Raw genomic sequence first — 25611 nt, 5'->3', positions numbered from 1 at the left:
GTTAAAAATGATGGGTGGATGATATTTTTGTCAGAATCGGGATAACCAGGATTTCAGGATGTACAGGATGAAAATGGAAAATCTCTCTGCAACATCTTACCTTCGCTTCTTCATTTCTTCGTGGTTCATTCCTTCATATCTTGTGCATAACAAACCATCATTAAATAACATCCCCAAAATCCCCATTCCCCCGTATTTTATTCTTCCACCCTATATCCTAACTCTGCTAACCTCACCCGTGAATGTCGCCATTTTGGTTGCACTTTCACAAATAATTCCAAATAAACCTTACCCGCAATTAGTTTTTGGATTTGTTCACGCGCAGCACTACCAATAGATTTTAACATTGTCCCACCTTTACCAATTAAAATTCCTTTTTGGGAATCTCTTTCTACGTGAATAGTTGCCATAACACGGGTAATAGTTGGGGTTTCTTCTACTAAGTCAATAGCGATCGCCACTGAATGAGGAACTTCTTCACGAGTCAACAATAAAATCTGTTCCCGTATTAATTCCCCCATAATAAATCTTTCTGGTTGATCTGTGACTAAATCCGGTGGATAATAAAAAGGTCCAGGTTCTAAATGCGCAATTAATAAATCTTGCAGTTCTAGTAAACCCTCAGCATTCACCGCTGAAAATTTAGCAATTTGCCATTCATTTTCTCGCGCTAATTCAATATAACTATTATCTATTTTTTCCGCATCTGCTGGTTGTTGATCAATTTTATTAATACCTAAAATTACCGGAATTTCACTCCGACTTAATAACTCAGCAATAAAGCGATCGCCTCCACCACAAACCGCTGTTCCATCAACTACAAACAATACCACATCTACCGATTCAATGGCTATTTTGGCATTTTGTACCAACACTTCCCCCAGTTGATGATGAGGTTTATGAATCCCCGGAGTATCCACAAAAATTAACTGCGCTTGATCAGTTGTTAAAATCCCCCTTAACCGATTTCTGGTAGTTTGTGCTATCGGTGATGTAATCGCTATTTTTTGTCCTATTAATTGATTCATCAAAGTAGATTTACCGACATTAGGACGACCAATAATACCGATAAAACCAGATTTAAAATTAGCAGGTGCTTGAGGAATGGCAAATTCTTCAGCAACTGTAAAACTATAATTATCAATATTACTCACTTTTAATTACACCTTGATATTTTCAAATTAGAATAGTTTGGTTTTTTACCGAAAACAAAAAAGACATAAAATCACATTGTTATGTGTGAGTATGTCCTTGTTTTTAGTTTAATCTATTTTGGAATCAGGTGACAGGTGACAGGTGACAGGTAACAGGTGACAGTAAAAAACCAAGAGTTTATTCTTCCCAATCACCAATCACCAATCACCAATCACCAATCACCAATCACCAATTTACGTTCCCCCTAAATTTCGCAATCTTGCATCTAAATGAGTTCGATCTGCTAAAGTTAACAACATCGGACCATGTTCAGTAAATTCAATAATACTCACAGAACCCACAGGACATCCCCAACGATAACGAAAACGCCCCACATCAATACCCAACAAACTACACAGAATAATTCTAATTGTTGCTTTATGAGTAACAACTAAAACATTACCATTTTTGTAAAGCTGTTTAATTTCTTCAATCACCTGCATAGCGCGAGAAGCAATTGTTACAGCTAATTCTCCTCCATTGGGTGCATACCAAGCCGGATCAGCAGACCAGCGCAAATAATCATCATGATATTCCTGACTGATCACTTCTGGGGTTTTTCCTTCCCATTTACCATAGTTAATTTCTCGTAAACCATCCCGCAATATTGGTTGTATTCCTATCGCTGTACACAGAGGTTTTGCAGTCTCCATAGTGCGACGCATGGGACTAGAAAAAATCGCCTCCCAGGAAGTAGAACTATAAGCAGCAGCGAAAGCATGAGCCATTTCCACACCTTCAGGAGTCAATTCTGAATCTATTGCACCGCAAAAGGCATGATTTCGACTACATTCTGTTTCTCCATGACGGAGTAGATAAAGAGTTAAGCTCATAACAATTTTAGATTTTAGATTTTAGATTTTGGATTTTGGGAAATAGCTATATTAGAGAAAGTGCGTTATAAAACTCAACAATAACAATGACCACCACCTTAGTAAACCCCTATTTGGATGGGAATTTTGCCCCAGTTAGTCAAGAAATTACCGCAGACACCCTCAAAGTCATTGGTGAACTACCCTCCGACCTTTCCGGGATGTTTGTTCGCAATGGACCAAACCCCCAACATTCACCCATAGGACAATATCACTGGTTTGATGGTGATGGAATGTTGCACGGTGTAGAAATTACCAATGGTAAAGCTATTTATCGTAACCGTTATGTGCGTACTAGAGGTTGGAACATTGAAAACCAAGTAGGTAAAGCTGTTTGGAGTGGACTTTTAGAACCACCGCAAATGGACAACCCTTATGGACCAGGGAAAAACACCGCTAATACTGCTTTAGTTTGGCACGCTGGACAATTTTTAGCACTGTGGGAAGGAGGATCACCGCATAATATCCAACTTCCTGAATTACAAACCATTGATGAATATACTTACAATAATAAACTAACTTCCCCTTTTACCGCCCATCCCAAAGTAGATCCAGTTACTGGGGAAATGATGTTCTTTGGTTATTCTTTTGCACCCCCATACTTACAATATGGCGTAGTTTCTGCACAAGGGGAAATATTGAATACAGTACCCATTGAACTACCAATAGGGGTAATGATGCACGATTTCGCCATTACTGAAAATTATACCATTTTCATGGATTTACCCCTGACATTCAGTGTAGAACGGATGCAGAGGGGAGAACCAATGATGATGTTTGAGAGCGATCGCCCCAGTCGTTTTGGCATTTTACCCCGTCACGGAGACAACAGCAATATCCGCTGGTTTGAGTGTCCTTCCTGTTACGTTTTCCACACCCTCAACGCCTATGAAACAGAAGACGAAATCATCCTTATTGCTTGTCGCATGAGTTCTACCACCGTATTAGAAACCAATATATCAACAAATGATCCCACCGCAAATATACCCCTCTTACATCGTTGGCGTTTTCACCTCAAAACAGGTAAAGTCACGGAAGAAATGTTAGATGATGTACCCACAGAATTTCCCCGTGTTAACGAAAACCTGTTAGGGAGAAAAACCCAATACGGTTATGCTGGGAAAATGGCTAATAGTCCTATGCCTTTATTTGATGGTGTAATTAAGTATAATTTCCCAGATGGCAAAACCCAAACCCATGAATTTGGACAAGGGCGTTATGGTGGTGAAGCTGTATTTGCACCACGTTTAAATACAACCACAAATGCAAGCACAGAAGATGATGGTTGGTTGATCACCTTTGTTTATGATGAAAATTCACAAACTTCTGAATTAGTGGTTATCAATGCTCAAGATATCACCAGTGAACCTGTTGCCAGAGTAATTATTCCCCAAAGAGTACCCTATGGTTTTCATGGTGCTTGGATATCCGCAGTACAATTAAATAGATAATTTAGGACTTACGCAAGATGGGAATAAAAACCTGATTCTTGCGTAGGGGTAATTCATGAATTACCCCTACCTTTGTTCTGTGATGATTGATTAGTGTAAAATTAATAGACTCTTGCCTATTCCCTATTCCCCATTACCTATTACCCATTCTCAATTTTATGCCTAGAAAAACCAAGTCTGCATCACCAACATCCCCAACAACCACCACACTAGCACTTTCTGACCTGCATATATATTTAGCATCTCTAGAAAAAGAACATCAATCCTTATTGAAACAGATTAAGAAAAAGCGCACAGAAATCAATAATTTTGTTGAAAAAATGCGTTCTCTAGCTACAGAGATATTTCAAAAAGCTAGTCCTTGCATGAAAAAAATGTCAGATTTGGATCAAGAAATTCATGCACTTTTTCAGGAACTTCTGACTACTAGAAAATTTGGTAAACAAACCCAAAACAAAATAGAATCCCTGTACATGAATTTACAAATGTCAGGAATAATTAGCCCCAAAGCTATTAATGAAAAAGATGAAGATACTGAACTAGATGAAATGTTTGAAAACCCAGAAACAGACAATCATCAACATCATCAACATCAATATTGGGATTCACAACAGGAAGTAGAATCAACCTCTGCTAGTAGAAGCGAAGATTCTCGAAAAATTAGACAGACATTTTTAAAACTAGCAGAAATCTTTCATCCAGACAAAGTACAAGATTCTGAAACACATAAATCTCACACAGAAATCATGAAAGAAATTAATAAAGCTTACCAAGAAGGAGATTTAGCCAGACTATTAGAAATTGAAAGACAACATCAGTTAGGAGAAACAATTGATAATAATAGCGAAGATGATTTAAATCGCAGATGTAAAAATTTAGAACAGCAAAATGAAATTCTCAAAACTCAATATGATAAATTAAAACAAGAACTAAGATTAGCTAAAAATACTCCCGAAGGAGCAATGGTTTCTGATGCTCGCAAAGCGGCTAAATACGGAATTGATTCTATTGGTGTCATGTTAAACCAATTAGAATCTCAAATTGAAATTATTGTTGATATTCGTGATTTTATCAAAAACTTTAGAGACAAGAAAATTACCATCAAAGAATTTCTGCAAGGTCCTCCTAGTTTGCGCTCCCTCAGAGAAGAAATGATGGAAGAACTCTTAGAAGAAATGATGGCAGAATTTGGAGGAATAATTAATTTTTAAGGAGTAGGGGCAACCCCCTGATCCCCCCTAACCCCCCTTAAAAAGGTGGGAACTAGAGTCAAAGTCCCCCTTTTCAAGGGGGATATAGGGGGATCTATAAATATTTGATACACCATCAGCGACTTTTAAAACATCTTCTCAGGATGAAGTAGGGGTTTAGTAATGCTAAACCCGTACAGGAGTCAGAAATCAACAATATAAAGTCCCCCTTTTTAAGGGGGATATAGGGGGATCAATTTTTTGCTAATATTGCTCTAATAAATCAACAAACTCCCTCAACTTCTGACCATACTTTTCTTGTGCAACCTCAAAAAAATCATTATGATTTGCATTATCAACCCACAAATAAAGTTTCGGTGCAGTAACAGCAGCAAACAATTTTTCACCATGCTCAAAAGGAACAATATCATCTAACTTACCGTGCATCACTAAAACCGGAACTTTGACTTTTTTGATTTTCTCTAAATTATTAAACTTATCAAAAGGTAAAATGGGAAAAGGTACAACTACTCGAAAAGCAGAAGTAAAGGTACTTTCAATAATTAAACCCGCTATCGGTTTCCTAGCTGCTAAGTCTACCGCTGAACCTCCCCCTACAGAACGCCCAAAAACAATAATTTTTTCTGGTTTGATTTTTAAATCTTCAGTTAAATAATAATAAGCAGTATCAATATCTTGATAAGCAGCAATTTCTGTAGGTGTTCCCTGACTCGTACCATAACCCCGATAGTCATAAGCAAAGACACTAAAACCTAAATCCCGTATTTTTTTTAAAGTTGCTCTAATATCTCCCAAGTCTTCCGCATTTCCATGAACATAAAGAATAGTGTACTTAGCACTAGGGTTTGGTAAATAAACTGCGGAAATTTGCTTATTTTCCCTCGTTTTCAGCTTAATAATGTCTTTTGTGTCTTGATAACTTGATGGTTGCGGCAGGAAAATCATACTATCCGCCCGAAAATACACATAGACAGCAAATAAGGTATAGATTACAACAAAAGACCGAATCATCCGCTTCCAAGTAAAATCCCCAATTAATAGTTTTTTGAGCCGTTGTTTATTCATGATCTAAAATAGAAAGGTTGTACTTAAATAGAATAGAATTTTGGAGGTTGTTCATGTCCCGTCGTTGTGAACTTACTGGTAAAAAGGCTAATAACGCAATGGCCGTTTCCCACTCTCACCGTCGTACCAAGCGTTTGCAACACGCCAATCTGCAAACCAAGCGCGTTTGGTGGCCTGGTGGTAATCGTTGGGTAAAACTAAAACTCTCTACCAAAGCGATTAAAACCTTAGATAGCAAAGGTATAGAAGCAATGGCTAAAGAAGCTGGTATCAATTTAAATCACTATTAAGTAGTCAGGGTTAAAAATTGTCGTGATGAGAAGGCGGCAGAGAAGAGGTTTTTAGACAAATTTGCTTTTTGTTACATACTTCTGTTTTTTCGCGCCTTTCTACTTAATCTTCACTTTTCAAGGATGTAGGGGTAGCGCCTCCGTGCCTACCCCTGTTTTGATCAAAGATTTGGATTGGATGTAGGGGTAGCGCCTCCGTGCCTACCCCTGTTTTGATCAAAGATTTGGATTTAATGTAGGGGTAGCGCCTCCGTACCTACCCCTGTTTTGATCAAAGATTTGGATTGGATGTAGGGGTAGCGCCTCCGTACCTACCCCTGTTTTGATCAAAGATTTGGATTGGATGTAGGGGTAGCGCCTCCGTGCCTACCCCTGTTTTGATCAAAGATTTGGATTGGATGTAGGGGTAGCGCCTCCGTGCCTACCCCTGTTTTGATCAAAGATTTGGATTGGATGTAGGGGTAGCGCCTCCGTGCCTACCCCTGTTTTTGGGGCAACCACCAGGAGGGGCAACCACGGGGGGTTTGCCCCTACTTGACTAATTCAGTACAATTACTGAAATTAGTAGCCTTATAATAGGGTATGCTAAGAATAAATCAACACTTGCGCCTGTGTCTGATGATCACAGTTTCATGGAACCTGACATCACCAAAGCTGTTTAATCAGTGTGAGAAGTGATTAGACCTCTCCGAAAAAGATGTAGGGACAATCCATGAATTTTCCCTACCAAGGGTTTCAGGTTACGCATATTTAATTTTCGGAGATGTCTATTGTATGAAGTGATTTATCATTTTTAACAGCTTTATTCAATTGGTATAAAAAATTCAATAATGGACAATTAACAATGAACAATTGACAATTACCTCTCCGTTGAAGGGAGAGGATTGAAAAATCGGAATTTTTCTCTTTTTTTCCCAGGAAAGGGGGAGGTTTTAAACCTTGAATGAAACAATTATCAATTGTCAATTATCAATTATCAATTGATAAAGTTACTTTTCTGCAATCAGACTCTCATCATATATTTTTTATCGTCAAAAATTAACTACAACCGGAAAAATTATGAATACTAAATCTTTGCATACTAGATTAAAAATGGCTTTGCTACTCCACTCTAGAGAATCAGGGTTTGCAATGGTAATCGCTGTTTCACTAGGGTTAATTATGATCCTGGTAGGGTTAACCATGACTATGCGATCGCAAGGTGATCAGATAACAGCTTCACAGCAAAAAGCCACAGATCAAGCATTAGCCGCAGCAGAAAAAGGCGTTGCTTATTATCAGCAATTGATCAACAATAATCGGATGTTGTCTAGATATCCAGATTGTAGAAACCGTAGTAGCAGTCAGCCAGGAGCAGCGTGTAATGATGATAATACTACGACTGATACTAGCAAAATGAGTTGGTGGAATGCAGACAATATTGCAGGACTAAAATTAGCTTGTAATGTGACAGATTTAGACTATATCAAAAGTCATTATGCCTCAACTGATTGGAAAGACGTAGACAACCCAGAAAAAACAGATCCAAATAACCCAAAACCGGAACAATTTAGGCTTGTTTCTTACGGATATACTCCCGATGGACCTATTGATCCTAACTATGATCTATCTAATTACCCAGGTAAGGGTACACTCATTGTTGAAGGGCGCATGACTAATTCAATAATTAAACCCATTACTAGACTCCAGGTGGTTATTCCTGTCAAACGGCCTGATATAGAGAATGTTCCCATACCAGGAGTATGGCTTGGTGGTTCTAGTACAGAAGATCCTGATGCTACAGGTCGCAACCCAATTGCAGCTAACTTGTTAGTCAATAATTGTTCTCTCGAACTTACCGATATAAATATCGTGGGTAGTAATTTCTCAGCCCAGAAGACCGATTTGTCTATGCCAACTTTGCCAGAAATGCCAACAACAGGTGTGATTAACTTGGGAACCATAAGTACCAATACTACCATTCCCGTCACCACAGGTCCTAATGCTAGTCGTCATACACCTATAACTTTTATGGGTCAACCCAATACCTATGTATATTCAGTTGATAGTATGACCGGTAGTGGTAACACAACATTATCAGTTACATCTCCTAACAATGTAGTTATATTCTTAAACGGGAATATCGACAAGAATATCTTTGTAGATTATTGTCGTGATGTTAATGGTAATCGTGTTAGTAATTGTAACCCGATGAATTTTAAAATTTTTGGCAGAGGTCCAGTTGGATCATTTATATGCCTGAATGGTAATAGATATTTGGAAGCTTTTATCCTAGCTCCTAACTATACTGTAGGGGTTGCAGGAGGTGGCAGTGGTGGAGGTGTAAAAGGTGCAGTTTGGACAAGAAGTTGGTCAAATCCAAATAGCAGTACAGTTGAAGGTGACTGTGCTTCCAATACTGCCAACGTGGTTGTTGAACAACAAGGAAGTTGGTCTAGCTTAATAGGTTTACAACCCAAATATCTCAAGCCAACCATTGATCGAATCACTTCATGGCAACGGCAAAATGTCAACTAACAGCAACCAGAAATAATTATGAACAAGCCAAGATTTGATCCCGACTCAGGCTTTAGCTTACTTGAAGTTCTAGTTGCTATTTTAATAGTGACTTTCTTCACCACAGTAGCAATGCAAATGCTGGTAATTTCCACAGCTTTTAAAGCTAGAGCTAAGGAGTATGCAACAGCAGCGAAGTTAATTGAGCAAGACTTGGAAAATATCAGGAGTTTAGCGAATCAATATGAATTTCCTACCCTTGCCGCTGTTCCCAGTGCAGGAGCAACTACCATAACACTATCATCTACTCAAGGATTGCTAACTGGTGAAAACATCCAATTCCAGGGAACACCAGATGTTTATACCCTTACCATTTCAGGTTCAACTACTACCATCTCACCTGGGATTCGGACTGTACCAACGTCTGCTGCAAGAGTTGTCAGTAATACAGTATGTAATCCTCCCACACCAAGCCCAAGCCCTACTACTCCGCCTAATACTACTACAGGACTGGCGCAAAGATTGCGGTTAAACACACAAGGTAATCTTGGTTCTGTAACGGCTACTTATGCTGGATTAACTTATACATCTGTGAACAATTATGCACCCTATACCATACCGGGTACACAGATGAGATTTTGGCTGATGCGAAATGATACTAACAGTGTTAATTATCCCTATGATGCTTTACAGGTCAAGTATATAGTTGCTGGACCAGAACCCAGGCCAACATCCAGCTTCTATGGAACACTTAATACTAATACCCCTAAGATTGTAGCTGAACTCACCAGCGAGGTAATACCTAATGCGTCATTGCAATGTATCAAATGATCAAGGATTTACAATTCTAGAAGCACTAATAGTAGTAGTGTTTGCTGGTATTCTTGCAGCTATGGCAGGACCGAGCTATTTTGCATGGTCACAAAGAAGGGCTGTAGATTCTGCTATTACTAGCATTGAGGGAGCGATAAAAGAAGCTCAAAGACAAGCTATGGCTAGATCACATTACTGTAATGTAGCATTTGCAACTATCATTACACCTGCACCAAATACACCAATAGTTACAAGTAGTCCTAATCCAACTCCTACTCCAACTACTAATCCCAAAACTTATAACTGTCTCATAACAGGCGATCGTATATTAGAAAACGTGCGTCTGGAAACTTCTACAGATGATACTTCCTTGGTAACAACAGAAGTTGGTTTTAATTTAGATTTTTTAGGAAAGACTGTTGACATTAGTGGATCTGACTTAACTTCCAATATAACAATAGTTGTTACCCATGCTCAAAATCCTAACCTAAAAAGATGTCTAGTTGTATCCAGTCCGCTCGGATTAATAGGCACTGGTCAATACACTGGAACTAGTGGATCAATTTCTCGCAGATGCACCCCATAAAAACATACCATAGAAAGCATTTTATTGTTTATATTAGGTGTCGAAAAATGAAAAATTACCTAAAATTTATCAAATCTAATCATGCTGCTGATAAAGGATTTACTTTGATAGAAATCTTGGTAGCAGCAGCAATAATGTCAATTGTTGTGACTCTAGCCGGTACTGCATTTGTAGCCCTACTCCAACAAAATCAAAAAGCAAAAGCTGAAAGCGATAGACGTACTAATTTAAATCGTGCCTTAGATTATATGGCTAATGAAATTAGAATGGCAAAAAAAATAGAATCTCCCACTGTTGCAGGAGAAGTCATCAAGTTAACACTTCCAGATAATTCTACTGTTTCCTACTCCATAGCCAATAGCAGTGGTGTATGGACAGATACAAACCCAACAGCAGCAGAAAGATCACAATCTATTCAGCGTGGTAGTAATTTTCTAGTTGATGGAATTAAAGCTCCAAGTTCAGGCACTCCCACTTGTCCTACACCTACACCTGCACCTACACCGGCAAATCAACTTGTTGGTAGTAATGGTTTTTATGCCTGTATATATTCAGGTGGGAAGAAAGTGGATCTGTATTTATACGGTAAATTATCAGATGAGCCAAGAGATCCAAATTATAACAAACGCCTGGAAGTCAAAAGTACCGTATATACCAGAGCCAACTAATTAAATCCTTAAATATTTATTTAATTAATCATTATCTAACCAAAAAACCGTATAAATACGGTATGTAAAATCCTGCCAAACATATAACAATAACAACTATCAACCCATGTAAGGACATCTACTCAACGTCTCTACAGGGGTCAATAAAACATTATCTACACCTATCCAATACCTGACAGGGTAGCATCTCCATTTATGACCAAAACATATCAGCCAACCAAGGTTATAATTAGGATAGCTAAAAAGATGATCCTCAAATGTTCACGTGCAATAAAATCACGTGCAATTAAAAAAACCATCTCTAGGCTATTAAAAGCTATTTTTGGCAATAAAAAAAGACGAAATTCAACTAATTCTGGCTTTGTATTACCAACAGTAGCAATGGTTTCAATGGTAGTTGTATTATTAACCCTTGCTATCATGATTCGCTCATTTGAAAGGTCTAAACACGCCAGTAATGTCCGAGTAAATCAAACAGTGATTAATGCAGCTATCCCAGCTATTGATAGAGGAAGGGCAAAAATCAATAAACTATTTCAAGATCAACGCATCTCCAGATCCTTACCATCAGATCAAGATTTAGATCAACTCTTAACCGAACATATTAATGAATATACCTTCGGAGATGAAACACCCCTAGAATTAAATATTAATAATAATCAACCTCTAAAAACAGCCTGGAAATATCCTGTAGATACAAATAATAACGGTAAATTTGATAGTTATACACTCTACGCAATTTATTATAGAAATCCTCCTAAAAATAACGATAATAATCAATATATTCGGACTAGAAATACCTTAGAAGCCAGAAGTACACCCATAAATCATAGTGATTTAACTAGCAAATGTCACCCTATTTTTGGGACAAATCCCAAATTAGTAGATATTAATGGCTGGTTTAAAATGGGTGGTAAAATGAAAAAAGCTCTATTTGTTTATACTACCACATTTCCTATTACTAGCACAAATAATATTACCTCTGATCAAGCAAAGAATTATGAAATTTATCAAGGCACTCAAAGCTTTTCTGCCCTAGAATATCAACAAGATAGAGAGCAAATTCTCCCTACCAACCACGCGATAATTTATGAAGATGATTTAGAAATCACACCAAATGAAGATTTTAAAATCAACGGACGCATCTTTACTAATGGCAACTTTTTAACGGGTGGAAAATCAGCCCATGTCAGACTTTATCAAGTTAGCAGTCCTGATTCTTGTTTTTACAAAGCAGACAATTCTAAGATTATTGTTGGTGGTAATTTAGGCGCTGGAGGATTTACAGATGATAGTGATTTAGTAACAGCAACAACAGTCGATTTATTTAAAGATAAAAATACAAATCCTGAAAATGTCACAGGTTATAATCCTCAAATTACAACTAATAAATCAGGAACTAATGCCCCTAAAAATTTAGCTTATAATAGTTTAGCTTATGCCAAAAGAATTAATAAATTAGTTAATGCTCAATTTGCTAATTCTTTAACCACAGATCCACAAGAAGTCAAAGACGGAATAGAGAAACAACAAAGACAATTAGACACAGGATATACAACAGATCAATATGACAATATTCGTCGTCATCAATTAGAACTTTATTTTAGAAGACGTACTCGCCGCGTACCTTTTGCAGAAGTCGCTTTTGGTGATGAACAAAAAGATGCTAATAGTGGGGGTAAGCTGCAAGGTAGTGGTGATACATTACGCCCTATAGATAAGTGGTCTTATCCCTATGACAGTGATGGTATAACCGGATCTGGCTATAGTCAAATCACCTTAAATATAACTGGTAGTTCACTTAAACCTCTGGCTACCGAACCCATTGATAAACTACAAAAAGAATTAGCTAATGTAGAACAATATTTAGGTGATAGAACCATAGTTGCTAATAACTTACCTGAACAGTGGTGGGATAAGGAAACAAACCAATTTCGTGGTGCAAACATAGACGATACTCAGGAACTTGAAGGTATCAATTGGGATCTGAGTCATAAACCTACACCCCGAACTCGGCGAACAAGTTTGCAGATATTAGCCGACTTAGCTGCAACCGAGAGAGATGGAGACTGGGAATATGCAGCAGCGCAAGTACCAAAAAACCGAGAACAAGAAAATTTAGTTGGTGGTTTGCGTGTAGTTACTGGGGCAGGAATTTATTTACCGAGAAATGATACCGCCAACAGCACTAACTTCACAGCAGCTTCTACAAAAATCTGGTCGGATATGTTGCCTGTCCCCAAAGAACAAGCACAACCACCAACATCAACAACAATTAACCCATACTCAATTTATGATTCATCATTAAATTTTCATTTGCCTCAAATGCTTGGAAGTGACATAACTACCCCTTATTTAAAGATGAGAGCAACAGTAGTTTATCACTATAAATCAGCTAATTACAGTCAGAAACATCCCCGACCATTAGCTTGTATCAGTAGTTTTTATATTCCCACAAATAGTACCACAGCGAAAAATATAAGAACATTACCTGATGCGTTAGGGATAGAAAAAGATGTGAATGGATTATCTAACAACGGTATAGTTTATACACCGCCAAATAAAAGTGCAAGTAGTTATAATAACTTACTGAATTATCAAGCCAGCTTGCAATATCCTAATGGCCGCTGGGTAAACGAACCATTGAAAAAAGCATTAGGAAAAACAGAGAGCGATCGCACAATTTCCGAACATTCTGCCATAGATGCAGCCCTATGCGCCCTGCAAATTATGGATGGTAGCATCAGTCCAGTTACAGCTACTCCCCCTATTCCCCACGGTGCTATTAAAGAAATAGCCTTTTTAGACTCTAGACAAGTGAAGGCAAATCAAACTAGCAGCCTAGATGCTGACTTGTCTTATAATTTACCACTAGAAGACCGACAACCCTTAGAAATTCGTACCACAGTTATCGACCTCAACCAACTACGTACCACTCCCATAGGATCAGAATACTTACTACCTAATAGTGGCATTATTTATGCCACCCGTGATGATGCCCTAGCGGATATGAGTGCAGGAATATCAAGTGCAGGAACATCAGCAGCAGCAAAATTAGAAAGTCCCGTAGACTATAAACTTGACTCCACTCGTCGTCCCAACGGAATTATGATCATGACCAGTGATGGATCAGCAACTAAACTTTTTCGGGGTACAAATAATACTTACATACGAGGGGCAAAAGGTTTAATTTTCGCCAGCAATTTACCTGTTTATATGAAAGGCGACTTTAATAAACATACTCAAACAGAATTTACCACAGGACTAGCATCGGATTGGAGTAACTTCTACACTCGCAACCAAGCTAATAATAACTTTGCTTGTCGTCCAGGAGATCCAAAACGCCCAAATTGCCACAGTGGAGATGAATGGCGCAATGCTGTAGTTTTAGCCGACTCTATCACCTTACTTTCTGATAACTTCAGATTTGGTTTTCGTGATGAGGGAGACTATGACTGGAATAATAACATTGGTGATAGTGCTTCATTAGCAAGTCGTCCAGTTCACTTTAAATATAATGCCTACGCTCCCACAGTTACTAAAAATTATAACAGCGGAGGTATTCCCAACGTAGACCTAGATCCTAATACTAGCGGTATTCAAGGTAGTTCTTATTTTCACAACTTTGTCACACCCATAGTCAAACAAATACAAGCTAGAGAATTTCTCTTTGAAGTTTGTGCAGTTTCAGATATTGAAGTTTGTAATAATGACCCAAAACAATGGGTAATTACTAACGTTCCTTATCACAATTATGATGGACAAGGACAAAATAACTGGCGCAATGGAGGAGGAAATATTGAAGGTTTATCAATGAGTGCGATCAAAACTGGATCGCTTGGTAATGCAAACAAACCATCTAACGGTTGGGATGATCAAAATTTACCCAAAAGAATAGCTTTTAAAAGAGACATTGACACTGGTGAATTAATAACTCCTTTAGCTATTTATGGAGTCAATGACAAAAATAAAATTGAAGCATTTCCGGTTTCAGGTTCAACATTACCTAGACTTGCAAAAGACGAAAAAGGTAACACTTTTCTGATTCCTTGGTTAAAAGTTGATGAAAATGGAAATTGGCAACCAGTTTTACAAATTAAACAACCCTTTGCTACACCTGATGATCCCAATAATACTAACAGCATTACCACAGGTTCACATAATTACTGGTTACAAGTTGCCACAGAAAATACATTTAATTTAATTATAGCCACAGGAGATAATCCTGGTCGTCCCACAGAAGATAACGGAGGTTTACCCAACTTAGTCCGCTTTTTAGAAAACTGGCATCCTGGAGGTAATGCTATTCCCATGAAAATTAACGGTGCTTTTATCCAAATGAAACGAAGTGCTTACGCCACAGGAACTTATAGTACAGCAATTAATACTCAATCTAGCGAATTTCTGTACAAAATTAGCCTGAATAATGGGATGTCTTCTGGCCACCTACCACCAAAAAGAGAATGGAGTTATGACGTAGGAATATTATCTCAAGTACCTGATTTATTTTCTCAAAAATTAGTCACAATGTCCAATAATTTACCCAATGAATATTTTAGAGAAGTCAGTCGAGATGATGACTGGATAGAAACTTTGTTATGTGCCAAAACTACCACTAAAATTTATGCAGTAGATCAGGATCAACGTCCTGCTTGTAATTAATTTTCTTGTGATTAATTTGATGATTAATCATCAACAATAGCACTTGGACAAACAAAACCGTAAACTATTACTTTTTAAACCAAGTTCGTGGTATTAGTAATGAGAAAACCTAGATATCAAAAAACTTTAAACCCTGTAACCTGTCACCTGTTCCCTGTCACCTTTAATAACGCTGGTTTTACTATTTTGGAAGCATTAGTAGGAATGGTTGTAGCTTCCATATTACTAGCAGCGATCGCCCCAGTATTAGTGATGTCAACCGCCATCCGTATGCAAGCTAGAAGAGTGGAAATGGCATCTCAAACTGCAAGAACATTTATTGACGGAGTGAGAATTGGTTCTATCAATAAACCAACAATAGTATCTCAACTGACATCTACTCAAGATGCACCAAGAAATCTTGCTATTACTCCAGATGATTATTTAATCAATACATCAGAAATGCCTCCACCTTCATCACCTAGTGAACTATATTGTGCTAATCAATATGGCATTATTCACAACACAGATTGTACAAATAATATGTTTTATATTCAAGCCGGAAGAATTGTCCAAACCACCAAAAAAAATGACGGTTATCGGTTAGCAATTAGAGTCTATCGCGCAGATATTGATTTTAGCCAAACCATCAAAATCAATACTGGTGCAACAAGTAAACAAACTGCTTCATCTATCACTGATGGACTCGGTGATAAACAAGCACCATTAATAGAAATGACCACTGATATAGGCAATAATAGGACTACATTTCAAGCTTTATGTCAGCGTTTAGGTACTCCTTTATCAGCACCTTGTAGATAATTGACAATTGACAATTGATAATTGATAATTGACAATTGTTGCCTTCAATGTTTAAGAGGTTGTTTGAAAACTTTTTTGTGTGGGATTTGACACCCGCAGATCCCCCTAAATCCCCCTTAAAAAGGGGGACTTTGAGGAATTTAGCCCCCCTTTTCAAGGGGGGTTGGGGGGATCTTCATTAATTCTGATACTTTTCAAACATCCTCTAAAACCTCCCCTTTCAAGGGAGATTTAATTTTCGATTGTTCATCTTTTCCTTTTACTATCATTCAAATTGGAACATCACCATGAAATTTATCTTAGATACCTTAATCATCTTTCGCCAGTATAAAATACGTAAAAATGTTCAAGTCAACAGTGGTTTTACATTAATTGAATTAATGGTAGGTCTGGTAATGTCATCTATTATTATCACGACATTATTAGGTTTCATGATTAATGTGATGGAAACTGACCGCAGAGAACAAGCTAAAATCAAATCAGAACAGGAAATTCAAGCAGCATTAGAGTATATTTCCCGCGATTTACAACAGGCTTTTTATATCTATGATGCTCAAGGTATAGAAGCTATCAAAAATCAACTACCTGCACCCCCCAGAGGTATTGATAGAGTTCCGGTACTTGTATTTTGGCAACGAGAATTAATCACTAATGTTTTACCAGTTTCTGGAAGAGGTAAAAATGATACTTTTGTTTATTCCCTAGTAGTTTATTTTTTAATGCAAGATACTAATACTTCTAATTCTAATTGGTCTAAAATAGCTCGTATTGGTAGATGGGAAATTAGAGATGGTGTCCTCGCTAATATCGCTGATGAGAAAACAATATCATGTAATGGATATCCAGGTAAATATGTAAAAGGTTCTTCTAGTCAACCAAATGAATATTGTCCTAGTAATGGTTTTGCTCCTTTTGATATCAATGGTAAAGGTACTATCAAAGAAATTATGAATGCTTGGCAAAAGGGAAGTAATGCTTATACTGCTAATACATTAGTTTTGGTTGATTATATTGATCAAACTACAAATAATCCACCCCCAGCAATTTGTCCTCCTAATTCTACAAATCCTAATATTACTTGGTCAAAAGTAACTCCTGATAGTTTTAATACAACTAAAACAGGTAAAATGACTAGTTTTTATGCTTGCGTTGATAGCTTGAATACAACAGCACAAATATTTATTCGCGGTAATGCCTTGGCTCGTCTTAATCATCATGTTGGTATTGACTACAGTAAGGATCGAAAAACTTATTTTCCCACCGCGAATATTAAAGTTAAAGGACGTGGTTATTTATATAAATAGTAATTGGTGATTGGTGATTGGTGATTGGTATGTATATAAAAAAGTTGAGTTTGAAACAAACAATGAATACAATGCACAAAATATCTGAGAAATCAAATAACGGATTTACTTTGCTAGAAAATTTAATAATTCTGTTAATAATTGGTATATTGGGTGGAATAGCAGCACCAAGTTGGATGTCTTTTCTGAATAATTTGCGTTTGAATACTGCTCAAAATCAAGTTTATCAAGCAATACGTCAAGCTCAAAGCCAAGCAAAAAAGGAGAAATTGACTTGGCAAGTTAGTTTTAGAGAAGAAAATGATATACTTCAATGGGCTATTCATCCAGGAACAGTTAACCCACTTAATGCTATATGGAATAGTTTAGATACTTCAGTTCGTCTAGATGCAGAAACAACTTTACGGCAGTCTAATGGTATAAGACATATTCAGTTTGATTATTTAGGTAGTGTCAGAAAACCCCCATTAGGTAGAATCACCCTATCTAGTAAATCTGGTGGAAAAGGAAAGCGTTGTGTTTTTGTATCGACAATTTTAGGAGCATTGCGAACCGCAAAAGAAAATCCGACTCCTGAAGATGGTAAATATTGTTATTAACCCACATTCCGCACCCTCAACTGTCACACAACGAAAATTGGTCATTTGGAGATTTAGAATTGGCGATCGCCTACCAATATTCATTATCTTTGGTACAAAATACAACATTTGGTCGTAATGAAATTACGAAAAAACCGATTGTGACACCGGGGGGTGCGGAAGGTAGGTTATTAACTCAAGTTGCTAAGGAATAGGAGATCCAATCTAAAATCTAAAATCTAAAATATAAAATTATTCTTCCCTATTCCCTGTTTTTTGATTTTTGACTTTCCAAAGGGCGCTGCTGTGCAGAAATTACTAAATATCCGAAAACAGCATCTAATTATTTTTACCCGTTATCCAGAACCAGGGAAGACTAAAACCAGACTGATACCTGCTTTGGGTGAAGTTGGTGCGGCTGATCTGCAAAAGCAAATGACTGAACATACCATATTGCAGGTTAAAGAATTACAAAAGATATCTGCTATAAATGTGGAAGTGCGGTTTGCTGGGGGTAATTGGGAATTAATGCAAAATTGGTTAGGTGTTGGTTTTGTATATCAAAGTCAAGGTGAAGGGGATTTAGGTCAGCGGATGATGCGATCGCTTGTAGATGCTTTTAGTAACAATGCAGAACAGGTAATCATCATTGGTACTGATTGTCCTGGTCTAAACTCACACATTTTAGCATCAGCCTTGGAGAAACTCAAAGTTTGCGATTTAGTGCTAGGACCTGCACTGGATGGTGGTTATTACTTGATTGGTTTACGTCGAGTCGTCCCAGAGTTGTTTTCTCAAATCTCATGGGGAACTGCTCAAGTATTCCAACAAACTATAGAAATTGCCCAGAAACTAAATTTATTATCTGGATACTTACCTAGTTTAGCTGATATTGACCGTCCAGAAGATTTACCTGTTTGGGAACAGATATTTGTAGGTGATAGACGAGAGTTGTAACTTGATAGTTGTAACTTGATAAATGTCAATCAGTTTATTCACAAGAAATTTACAAAAATATGGTTAACCGTGTTGTTTCCTCGAATACTTCCCTTGCACTCAAGGTAGTTGGGATAGTTTGCATTTTGTCTTTTTTTGTTGATTTTGTGATTTTGTTGTTGGGTTTTAGTCCCACTGACAAGCAAGCACAAATTGGCTTAACAACAGCCTTGGTTGATCGGGGAATTGTGCCAATGGTAGGTTTAGGGATGATCTTGGCTGCATATTGGTTTGATAGTGCTGAGGGAGGCGATCGCTCAAGTTTGGATCTCAGATTTCCCTCTTTGATACTTGCCAGCCTCTTAGGTTTGATATTCTTGTTGATTTTCCCTCTCCATCTCAACAATGTCCGTCAAGCCAGCACACAAAGAGTCAATCAAATTTCCCAAGAAGCCCAGCAAGCAGAAACCCAACTTAACAACCAGCTATCTCAATTTCTCAATCAGCTAAATAATGATCAGGCCAAAGCACAGTTAGAACAAGCCCGAAGCCAAGCCAAGGCACAGTTTACTGAACTAATTAAAGACGAGCAGAGATATAAGCAAGCACTGGAAAACCCTCAACTGCCCGCAGAGCAAAAAGAATTACTGAAGAAATTTAAAGCCAATCCTCAAGAATTGGACAAATTTATTGCTGAACAAACAGATCCTAATCAAGTAGCCCAACAAAGAATCAATCAAATTCGCCAACAGAAAGAAGAAGCTGAAAAACAAGCGAAAGAAAGTGCTTGGAAGTCTGGACTAAGGATAGGTATTAGCAGTTTATTATTAGCTATCGGTTATATCATCATCGGTTGGACAGGATTAAAAGGGATGGGATCTTTACAAGGTGGGAAACGGAAAGCGCCAGCGCGTTAATTCATCGGTTGCTAACTAAGATGAGCCGTCAACTAGAGTTGGCGGCTTATTATCGCAGGATTCAGTAGGGTTTGCTGAAAAAATTATCTGTGAAAGACCCAGGTGACAGTTTCAAGAGTTGGATAGGAACGATTTTTTCTTTAAGTAGGGCTTGCTGAATAAATGTAAAACCTAGATAAATCAAGGGATTGAGGATGGTCAAAATTAAAATTGTGCAAGGCTTCGCTGTGAGCGTCAGCCGATAGTTTTAACAGGGAACAGTGAATAAATTGGTGTGCAATACGGTTCGGTTAAGTATTTTTGTAGGTTGGGTTAAACGAAGTGAAACCCAACAAACCCTTGTAAATGTTGGGTTATGCCTTCGGCACACTGCGTGAACGTTCCTCAACCCAACCTACGTTATTTCGTTGTTTTGGGCTGAACCGAAAAGTATTGAATTGGTGTGTACTTCATTGATAAAATTCAAATCATAAATTAATTTTTTTCACAAAACTTAATTTTTCCCCAGGAGTTAGAACATAAAACCGTCTTGTAGTAAGAGTTTCATGATCAATAGGACTAACACTGCCTGTCATACCAAAAGTGTGTCGCAGGGTGCGTTAAACATCAAGAACAGAGTTATCTGCTTGATTTATGTAGTTTAAAGCATCTTCCTGTTGAACAATTTTGCTCATTTGGTAGGATAGCGCGTTAGGATTGATAATACCTGAGAAACTTGCAACAATCATTTACAAGTATTACAAAGAAAAGTAACACTAGTGACTTAGTTAGCTTTTTTGTATCGGTTATAAAGCATGAAACAGGGAGCATGGGAGAAAAATCCCAGCTTTAAGGAACTTTGGATAGCAATCACAAAAAGTTTAGTAGCCTAAAAAAAGGAGAATCGGGGCTTGGTAATTGAACGGCTGAAACAGGACTTAAAAAATGACCTGATTGCTGGTTTGTTGGTGGTAATTCCCCTAGCAACTACCATCTGGCTGACCATTACTATTGCCAGTTGGGTAGTAAACTTTCTCACCCAAATCCCCAAACAGCTAAATCCCTTTGATGGTCTACATCCGATATTAGTCAATTTATTGAATTTGCTAGTTGGACTGGCAGTACCACTATTGAGCATTCTAGTCATTGGTTTGATGGCTCGGAATATAGTTGGTAAGTGGTTGCTAGATTTTGGGGAGAGAATACTGCAAGCTATACCCTTAGCTGGTCAGGTATACAAAACCCTCAAGCAATTATTAGAAACAATACTCAAAGATTCCAATGGTAAATTTCGCCGTGTCGTTTTATTAGAGTATCCCAGAAAAGGAATTTGGGCGATCGCCTTTGTCACTGGTGCAGTGAGTAGCGATATCCAAACCCAGATGAATCAACCGCTGTTGAGCGTTTTTATCCCCACCACCCCTAACCCTACCACTGGATGGTATGCACTGGTTCGAGAAGATGAAGTAGTAAACCTCTCAATATCTATAGAAGACGCTTTTAAAATAGTAGTCTCAGGAGGTATAGTCGCCCCCAATAATGGCATATCCCCATTGGTTTTACCAACCGCAGTGTCAGCAATAGAACCCAAAAGTCACGTTATTTCTGTAGAAGAAGCTTGATCAATTATTGAAGAGGCTTTTTGGTTTATTCAGCATCCCCCAATTACCCATTACCCACTACCAACAGACAATCTAATTGTTAAAATATGTCAAACTTGATATATTAATAAGTTTGCCCTATTTACTTCATTACTTCTTCCCTAACCAGAACCACCATTATGCAACGTCGTAAACCCCAGCAAATAGCCAGAGAACTGGCATTGTTAAGCCTCAGCCAACTGCCAGTCAACCCCAAAAAATTAGAGAAACTGCCAGATGAACAACTGGTAGCCAAATTAGTTTTGGGTGCAGTCCGCACGCTGACTACAGAAGTGCAAGACACCCTGAATAGTGCAGCCGCAGAACTACAACGTAGTAATGATCGCCTTTTAACCAGTCAAACGCGGGCTTCTGACCTGAATACAGCTAGAACCATGCTGCAAGAAGCGATCACCTATACCCAGACAGCTATCAACCAATTGGGTACAGCCGTTGATTTTCCAGAATTGATTCAGTTAGCCAATCAAGATAAGGAAGTTCGCAATTATGCTAAAGAAATAGTGATCACCGTTGATGAAAACCGCAACGTCCTTGATCAAATAATTTCTGGAGCTTTAGTAGATTGGCAAGTAACACGACTAGCACAAATAGATCGGGATATCTTACAAATTGCCGTAGCCGAAATGAACTTTATGGCAGTTCCCGCCAGTATTGCCATCAACGAAGCTGTAGAATTAGCTAAACGCTACAGTGGAGACGACGGACATCGCTTTATTAATGGTGTTCTCCGTCGTGTCACAGAGCTTGTCCTAAGTTGACCATTTTATAGACAATAATATACTTATGTTGACAAAAATGGACATAAGTTGGCTCAGAAAAATGCCAACTTGATATATAATCCTCAGATATCAAGTATTGAATCAGACTATTACCGACGCGAAAACTAAGCATTGATAGTGAGTGATAGTCTGTTTCCAAATCTTAACCTGAGAAAGTCGCGTTGGGCTACAGCGTGCAAGTCTACTGAGGGATAACCGCTCCCATGCTCCCGTTGAAGTAGAAAGTAAAGTCTAGCTTTGTCTAGGTTTTATATAGCAGCAGAAACAAATAGCATAGAGTGATATCCTCGCTTCTTCCCGATCTTTGAGTGCGTTAAAAGTGAGGATATTTGGAAAACTTCCCACCCCGGAAAAAGTGGCAAATTAAATTAAACTAATAACTAGCTGATAACTGATAACTAATAACACTAATAAATATAATACTGCTGCAATGGTTTTTAATTGGTTCCGCCGTCAACATAACGATTCTTCTCAAACCCCTCAAACACAACCACAGGGGGAAACTCAGCCTACACAAGAAGCACCGCCAGAACCAGCCGCAGAAACTACACCTGATACGGCGGATCTATTGGCTTATGCTAAAGCTGCTTATAAAAATATTCAGCAAAAACAACAATCTCAGCCCCAAGAAACTGCACCAGCAGAAGCATCTGTTACTGAAGAAACCGCAGAAATATCTGTAGAAGAAGTAACTGCACCAACCCCAATAGAAGCAACCTCTGTTACTGAAGAAACCGCAGAAACATCTGTAGAAGAAGTAACTGCACCAACACCAGTAGAAGCAACATCTGTTACTGAAGAAACCGCAGAAACATCTGTAGAAGAAGTAACTGCACCAACCCCAGCGGAAACAACTTCTGTTACTGAAGAAACCGCAGAAATATCTGTAGAAGAAGTAACTGCACCAACATCAGTAGAAGCAACATCTGTTACTGAGGAATTAGAAGTTACTAGCTCAGAAACTCCAGTTAGTGATCAACAACCAGCAACTTTATCCTTTTTAGAACGGGCAGCAGCAGAAAGGCAAGCCAAACAGGAAAGATTGATAGCCAGTGCCGTTGAAGTTGCACAACCGGAAACAACACCAACTTCAACATCAACTTCAACATCAACCACAACCACACCAGAAACAGCAGCAGAAATTCCCGTCATAGAATTTGATGATGGGTTTGTATGGTCAGCAGAAGTTTTAGCAGCACAAGGTAGAAAGGCCGAAGATATTTCTATAGAAGAAATTACCTGGTTGAAAAAATTACGCCAAGGTTTAGATAAAACTCGGCGCAATATCCTTAACCAACTCAAAGCCATTGTTGGACAAGGACCATTAAATCAAGCTGCTGTAACTGAAATTGAGGCATTACTGCTGCAAGCTGATGTGGGTGTAGAAGCCACAGATTTTATTATTGATGCTTTACAGCAAAAATTGCGGGATGAAGTTACGCCCCCAGAACAGGCGATCGCCTACCTGAAACAAATCCTCCGGGATATGCTAGATGCACCAATTGAAGCAGCACCCAGATCCAGCTTTGCCCCAGAAAAAGATAACTTAACCATTTGGTTAATTACAGGAGTTAACGGTGCTGGTAAAACTACAACAATCGGTAAAATTGCCCATTTAGCCCAAAAATCCGGCTATAACTGCTTAATTGGTGCTGCTGACACTTTCCGGGCTGCTGCTGTAGAACAAGTGAAAGTTTGGGGAACAAGAAGCGGAGTAGAAGTTATAGCTAATCCTGGGAAGAATACAGATCCAGCCGCAGTGGTATTTGATGCGATCGCCGCCGCCCAGTCACGAGGCACGGAATTATTATTAGTAGATACCGCTGGACGACTGCAAAACAAGAAAAACTTAATGGACGAATTAAGTAAAATTCGGCGAATTATTGACAAAAAAGCTCCAAATGCCCATGTAGAATCGCTTTTAGTTCTAGATTCTACCTTGGGACAAAACGGACTACGACAAGCTGAAGTATTTTCCCAAGCTGCCCAACTCAGCGGTGTTGTCTTAACCAAGCTAGATGGTACGGCTAAAGGAGGAGTTGCTTTAGCAGTTGTACAACAGTTAGGCTTACCCATTCGCTTTATTGGTGCTGGAGAAGGAATTGAAGATTTACGCCCCTTCTCTAGTTATGAATTTGTCGAAGCACTTTTAAATGGGTGATTGGTGATTGGTGATTGGTGATTGGTGATTGGTGATTGGTGATTGGTGATTGGTGATTGGTGATTGGTGATTGGTGATTGGGAAAATACAAATAATTTTCCCCCTGCTCCCTGCTCCCATGCTTCTTCCCCAGTCCCCAGTCACCAGTCCCATAAATTAAAATAATTCTTTTTTTTTTACAAAAAATGGCCAACTTCTGGTAGAATTTCACACTAAAGCTATTTTTATCACTGCCCAATGATCCATCTAATACAGCACAAGGTTCATCGATAACTGTAAAAGGTATTCACACACAAGTGGACGAGTGTCAACAAAGTAGCTAATGACTCCTAACTTGGTTATCAGGTTCTACTGGCAAAATTACATATAAATACTCTTTCTTGACCATTTACAGATGTCAATTATCATGGTTTAACCAAAACACTCCATATAGGTTTTGGTTGAAAGATTCCAGAGTATCCTTGATCTAGGTTCTATTTCCTATAGATTCTAGATATTGTGTCTTGAGCTAAATTGCATATTTAGCCATTCAAAATTTCATAGCTAATAAACTGGATACAGAAACTTGGTATTTGAGTAAACATTCAGGGAATTTTATGATATACCAGTTAAATGTTTACAATTTGTTACTTGTATTTTGGGGTTTACAGGTATGATGAAAAATATTTTTTTTCTCACTCCAGTAGGAACACCCGGTTTAACAAGCCAGTCTCAAATACATTAATCGAAAAATCGCCAGACTTACTCTGTAGGTGTAAGCAACGACTCTGATTAAAAGAAAGTTTTATTTCCCCAGATATATGAATTACTAATTAAGGCATGAAAAAATTATAAGCCGTCTATAGCGTTATCAAAATTACTGCTTTATACTAGACAGGGTTTAACTAAAAATACAATGACCGGAAACTCCTGATAAATGGCAAACAATAAAACCAGCAAATGCAATACTGTTCAAAATCACATCTTCAATCTTTCTACTCTTGCTAAAATAACTAATCTTGTCGAATATGATTGAGCAACACTAAATAAAAAATTGCTCATAAATCATCAATCTGCCATCTGTTAATATCAAATGCAATAGTATATTTAAGTAAAACAACGTGAAAAAACCAAAGTATGTTACAAAATGTAAATCACACTGAAAACCTATTCACTCTTGCCTTTTGTCTTTTGCCTCTTGCCTTGCC

General features: G+C 38.1%; 20 protein-coding genes. 17 read left to right on the top strand and 3 right to left on the bottom strand.

The features are described from left to right. Positions 1–197: 197 nt before the first annotated feature. Together era and IQ237_RS06405 are read right to left on the bottom strand one after the other, a co-directional pair. Entirely contained in the window at positions 198–1154 is a 957-nt protein-coding gene (gene era / locus IQ237_RS06410) for a GTPase Era (RefSeq protein WP_194053425.1), read from the bottom strand. A 234-nt stretch (positions 1155–1388) separates the two neighbouring features. Next, positions 1389–2027 (bottom strand): histidine phosphatase family protein, encoded by a 639-nt coding sequence (locus tag IQ237_RS06405; RefSeq protein ID WP_194053423.1) that lies wholly within the window; start codon positions 2025–2027, stop codon positions 1389–1391. 86 nt (positions 2028–2113) lie between these two features. On the opposite strand from IQ237_RS06405, the gene IQ237_RS06400 reads away from it, so the two are divergent. Together IQ237_RS06400 and IQ237_RS06395 are read left to right on the top strand one after the other, a co-directional pair. After that, entirely contained in the window at positions 2114–3517 is a 1404-nt protein-coding gene (locus IQ237_RS06400; RefSeq protein ID WP_194053421.1) for a carotenoid oxygenase family protein, read from the top strand. 158 nt (positions 3518–3675) lie between these two features. Beyond that, entirely contained in the window at positions 3676–4728 is a 1053-nt protein-coding gene (locus IQ237_RS06395; RefSeq protein WP_194053420.1) for a J domain-containing protein, read from the top strand. Positions 4729–4971: 243 nt separating this feature from the next. On the opposite strand, the gene IQ237_RS06390 is transcribed toward IQ237_RS06395, so the two are convergent. Next, complete coding sequence (locus IQ237_RS06390) at positions 4972–5793, bottom strand: alpha/beta hydrolase (protein WP_194053418.1); 822 nt, start codon at positions 5791–5793, stop codon at positions 4972–4974. 53 nt (positions 5794–5846) lie between these two features. Between IQ237_RS06390 and rpmB the strand changes: the two genes are divergently transcribed. The 15 genes from rpmB (at position 5847) to ftsY (ending at position 24424) form a co-directional block, all read left to right on the top strand. Continuing rightward, complete coding sequence (gene rpmB / locus IQ237_RS06385) at positions 5847–6083, top strand: 50S ribosomal protein L28 (RefSeq protein WP_096569572.1); 237 nt, start codon at positions 5847–5849, stop codon at positions 6081–6083. A gap of 1059 nt (positions 6084–7142) precedes the next feature. Next, on the top strand, positions 7143–8600 hold the full coding sequence (locus IQ237_RS06380; RefSeq protein ID WP_194053416.1) for a hypothetical protein: 1458 nt from the start codon (positions 7143–7145) through the stop codon (positions 8598–8600). Between the two features lie 18 nt (positions 8601–8618). After that, complete coding sequence (locus IQ237_RS06375; protein ID WP_194053414.1) at positions 8619–9410, top strand: prepilin-type N-terminal cleavage/methylation domain-containing protein; 792 nt, start codon at positions 8619–8621, stop codon at positions 9408–9410. After that, positions 9385–9978 (top strand): Tfp pilus assembly protein FimT/FimU, encoded by a 594-nt coding sequence (locus IQ237_RS06370; protein ID WP_194053412.1) that lies wholly within the window; start codon positions 9385–9387, stop codon positions 9976–9978. The genes IQ237_RS06375 and IQ237_RS06370 overlap by 26 nt, the downstream gene beginning before the upstream one ends. 47 nt (positions 9979–10025) lie before the next feature. Further along, positions 10026–10646 (top strand): type II secretion system protein J, encoded by a 621-nt coding sequence (locus IQ237_RS06365; RefSeq protein ID WP_194053410.1) that lies wholly within the window; start codon positions 10026–10028, stop codon positions 10644–10646. A 195-nt stretch (positions 10647–10841) separates the two neighbouring features. Further along, positions 10842–15308 carry a hormogonium polysaccharide biosynthesis protein HpsA gene (gene hpsA, locus IQ237_RS06360; RefSeq protein WP_228019756.1) on the top strand — a complete coding sequence of 1489 codons (4467 nt, stop codon included), beginning with the start codon at positions 10842–10844 and terminating at the stop codon, positions 15306–15308. Between the two features lie 99 nt (positions 15309–15407). After that, complete coding sequence (gene hpsB / locus IQ237_RS06355; protein ID WP_194053408.1) at positions 15408–16109, top strand: hormogonium polysaccharide secretion pseudopilin HpsB; 702 nt, start codon at positions 15408–15410, stop codon at positions 16107–16109. 287 nt (positions 16110–16396) lie between these two features. Beyond that, positions 16397–17413 (top strand): hormogonium polysaccharide secretion pseudopilin HpsC, encoded by a 1017-nt coding sequence (hpsC, locus tag IQ237_RS06350; protein ID WP_194053406.1) that lies wholly within the window; start codon positions 16397–16399, stop codon positions 17411–17413. Positions 17414–17475: 62 nt separating this feature from the next. Continuing rightward, a complete protein-coding gene (locus IQ237_RS06345) occupies positions 17476–18012 on the top strand; it encodes a Tfp pilus assembly protein FimT/FimU (protein ID WP_194053405.1) in 537 nt (178 codons plus the stop codon). Further along, on the top strand, positions 18003–18206 hold the full coding sequence (locus IQ237_RS06340) for a hypothetical protein (protein WP_194053404.1): 204 nt from the start codon (positions 18003–18005) through the stop codon (positions 18204–18206). The genes IQ237_RS06345 and IQ237_RS06340 overlap by 10 nt, the downstream gene beginning before the upstream one ends. Before the next feature lie 91 nt (positions 18207–18297). Next, on the top strand, positions 18298–18948 hold the full coding sequence (locus tag IQ237_RS06335; RefSeq protein WP_194053403.1) for a TIGR04282 family arsenosugar biosynthesis glycosyltransferase: 651 nt from the start codon (positions 18298–18300) through the stop codon (positions 18946–18948). A 59-nt stretch (positions 18949–19007) separates the two neighbouring features. Next, positions 19008–19844, top strand: coding sequence for an HpsJ family protein (locus IQ237_RS06330; RefSeq protein ID WP_194053402.1), 837 nt, complete (start codon positions 19008–19010; stop codon positions 19842–19844). A gap of 890 nt (positions 19845–20734) precedes the next feature. Continuing rightward, on the top strand, positions 20735–21445 hold the full coding sequence (locus IQ237_RS06325; RefSeq protein WP_096569568.1) for a DUF502 domain-containing protein: 711 nt from the start codon (positions 20735–20737) through the stop codon (positions 21443–21445). A gap of 158 nt (positions 21446–21603) precedes the next feature. Then, positions 21604–22242 carry a transcription antitermination factor NusB gene (nusB, locus tag IQ237_RS06320; protein ID WP_194053401.1) on the top strand — a complete coding sequence of 213 codons (639 nt, stop codon included), beginning with the start codon at positions 21604–21606 and terminating at the stop codon, positions 22240–22242. A gap of 451 nt (positions 22243–22693) precedes the next feature. Beyond that, positions 22694–24424 carry a signal recognition particle-docking protein FtsY gene (gene ftsY / locus IQ237_RS06315; protein ID WP_194053400.1) on the top strand — a complete coding sequence of 577 codons (1731 nt, stop codon included), beginning with the start codon at positions 22694–22696 and terminating at the stop codon, positions 24422–24424. Positions 24425–25611: the final 1187 nt, after the last annotated feature.

Source organism: Sphaerospermopsis sp. LEGE 08334, assembly GCF_015207205.1.
Taxonomy (GTDB): Bacteria; Cyanobacteriota; Cyanobacteriia; order Cyanobacteriales; family Nostocaceae; genus Sphaerospermopsis.
Note: the sequence above shows the minus strand (reverse complement) of the source record. Positions and strands in the feature narration are given on the sequence as shown.

Coding starts and splice junctions, on each gene's coding strand:
- IQ237_RS06405 (WP_194053423.1), bottom strand. CDS start 2,027: ATGAGCTTAACTCTTTATCTACTCCGTCATGGAGAAACAGAATGTAGT.
- IQ237_RS06400 (WP_194053421.1), top strand. CDS start 2,114: ATGACCACCACCTTAGTAAACCCCTATTTGGATGGGAATTTTGCCCCA.
- hpsB (WP_194053408.1), top strand. CDS start 15,408: ATGAGAAAACCTAGATATCAAAAAACTTTAAACCCTGTAACCTGTCAC.
- IQ237_RS06375 (WP_194053414.1), top strand. CDS start 8,619: ATGAACAAGCCAAGATTTGATCCCGACTCAGGCTTTAGCTTACTTGAA.
- nusB (WP_194053401.1), top strand. CDS start 21,604: ATGCAACGTCGTAAACCCCAGCAAATAGCCAGAGAACTGGCATTGTTA.
- hpsA (WP_228019756.1), top strand. CDS start 10,842: ATGACCAAAACATATCAGCCAACCAAGGTTATAATTAGGATAGCTAAA.
- IQ237_RS06365 (WP_194053410.1), top strand. CDS start 10,026: ATGAAAAATTACCTAAAATTTATCAAATCTAATCATGCTGCTGATAAA.
- IQ237_RS06395 (WP_194053420.1), top strand. CDS start 3,676: ATGCCTAGAAAAACCAAGTCTGCATCACCAACATCCCCAACAACCACC.
- IQ237_RS06390 (WP_194053418.1), bottom strand. CDS start 5,793: ATGAATAAACAACGGCTCAAAAAACTATTAATTGGGGATTTTACTTGG.
- IQ237_RS06330 (WP_194053402.1), top strand. CDS start 19,008: ATGGTTAACCGTGTTGTTTCCTCGAATACTTCCCTTGCACTCAAGGTA.
- IQ237_RS06380 (WP_194053416.1), top strand. CDS start 7,143: ATGAATACTAAATCTTTGCATACTAGATTAAAAATGGCTTTGCTACTC.
- ftsY (WP_194053400.1), top strand. CDS start 22,694: ATGGTTTTTAATTGGTTCCGCCGTCAACATAACGATTCTTCTCAAACC.
- hpsC (WP_194053406.1), top strand. CDS start 16,397: ATGAAATTTATCTTAGATACCTTAATCATCTTTCGCCAGTATAAAATA.
- IQ237_RS06370 (WP_194053412.1), top strand. CDS start 9,385: ATGCGTCATTGCAATGTATCAAATGATCAAGGATTTACAATTCTAGAA.
- IQ237_RS06345 (WP_194053405.1), top strand. CDS start 17,476: ATGAATACAATGCACAAAATATCTGAGAAATCAAATAACGGATTTACT.
- rpmB (WP_096569572.1), top strand. CDS start 5,847: ATGTCCCGTCGTTGTGAACTTACTGGTAAAAAGGCTAATAACGCAATG.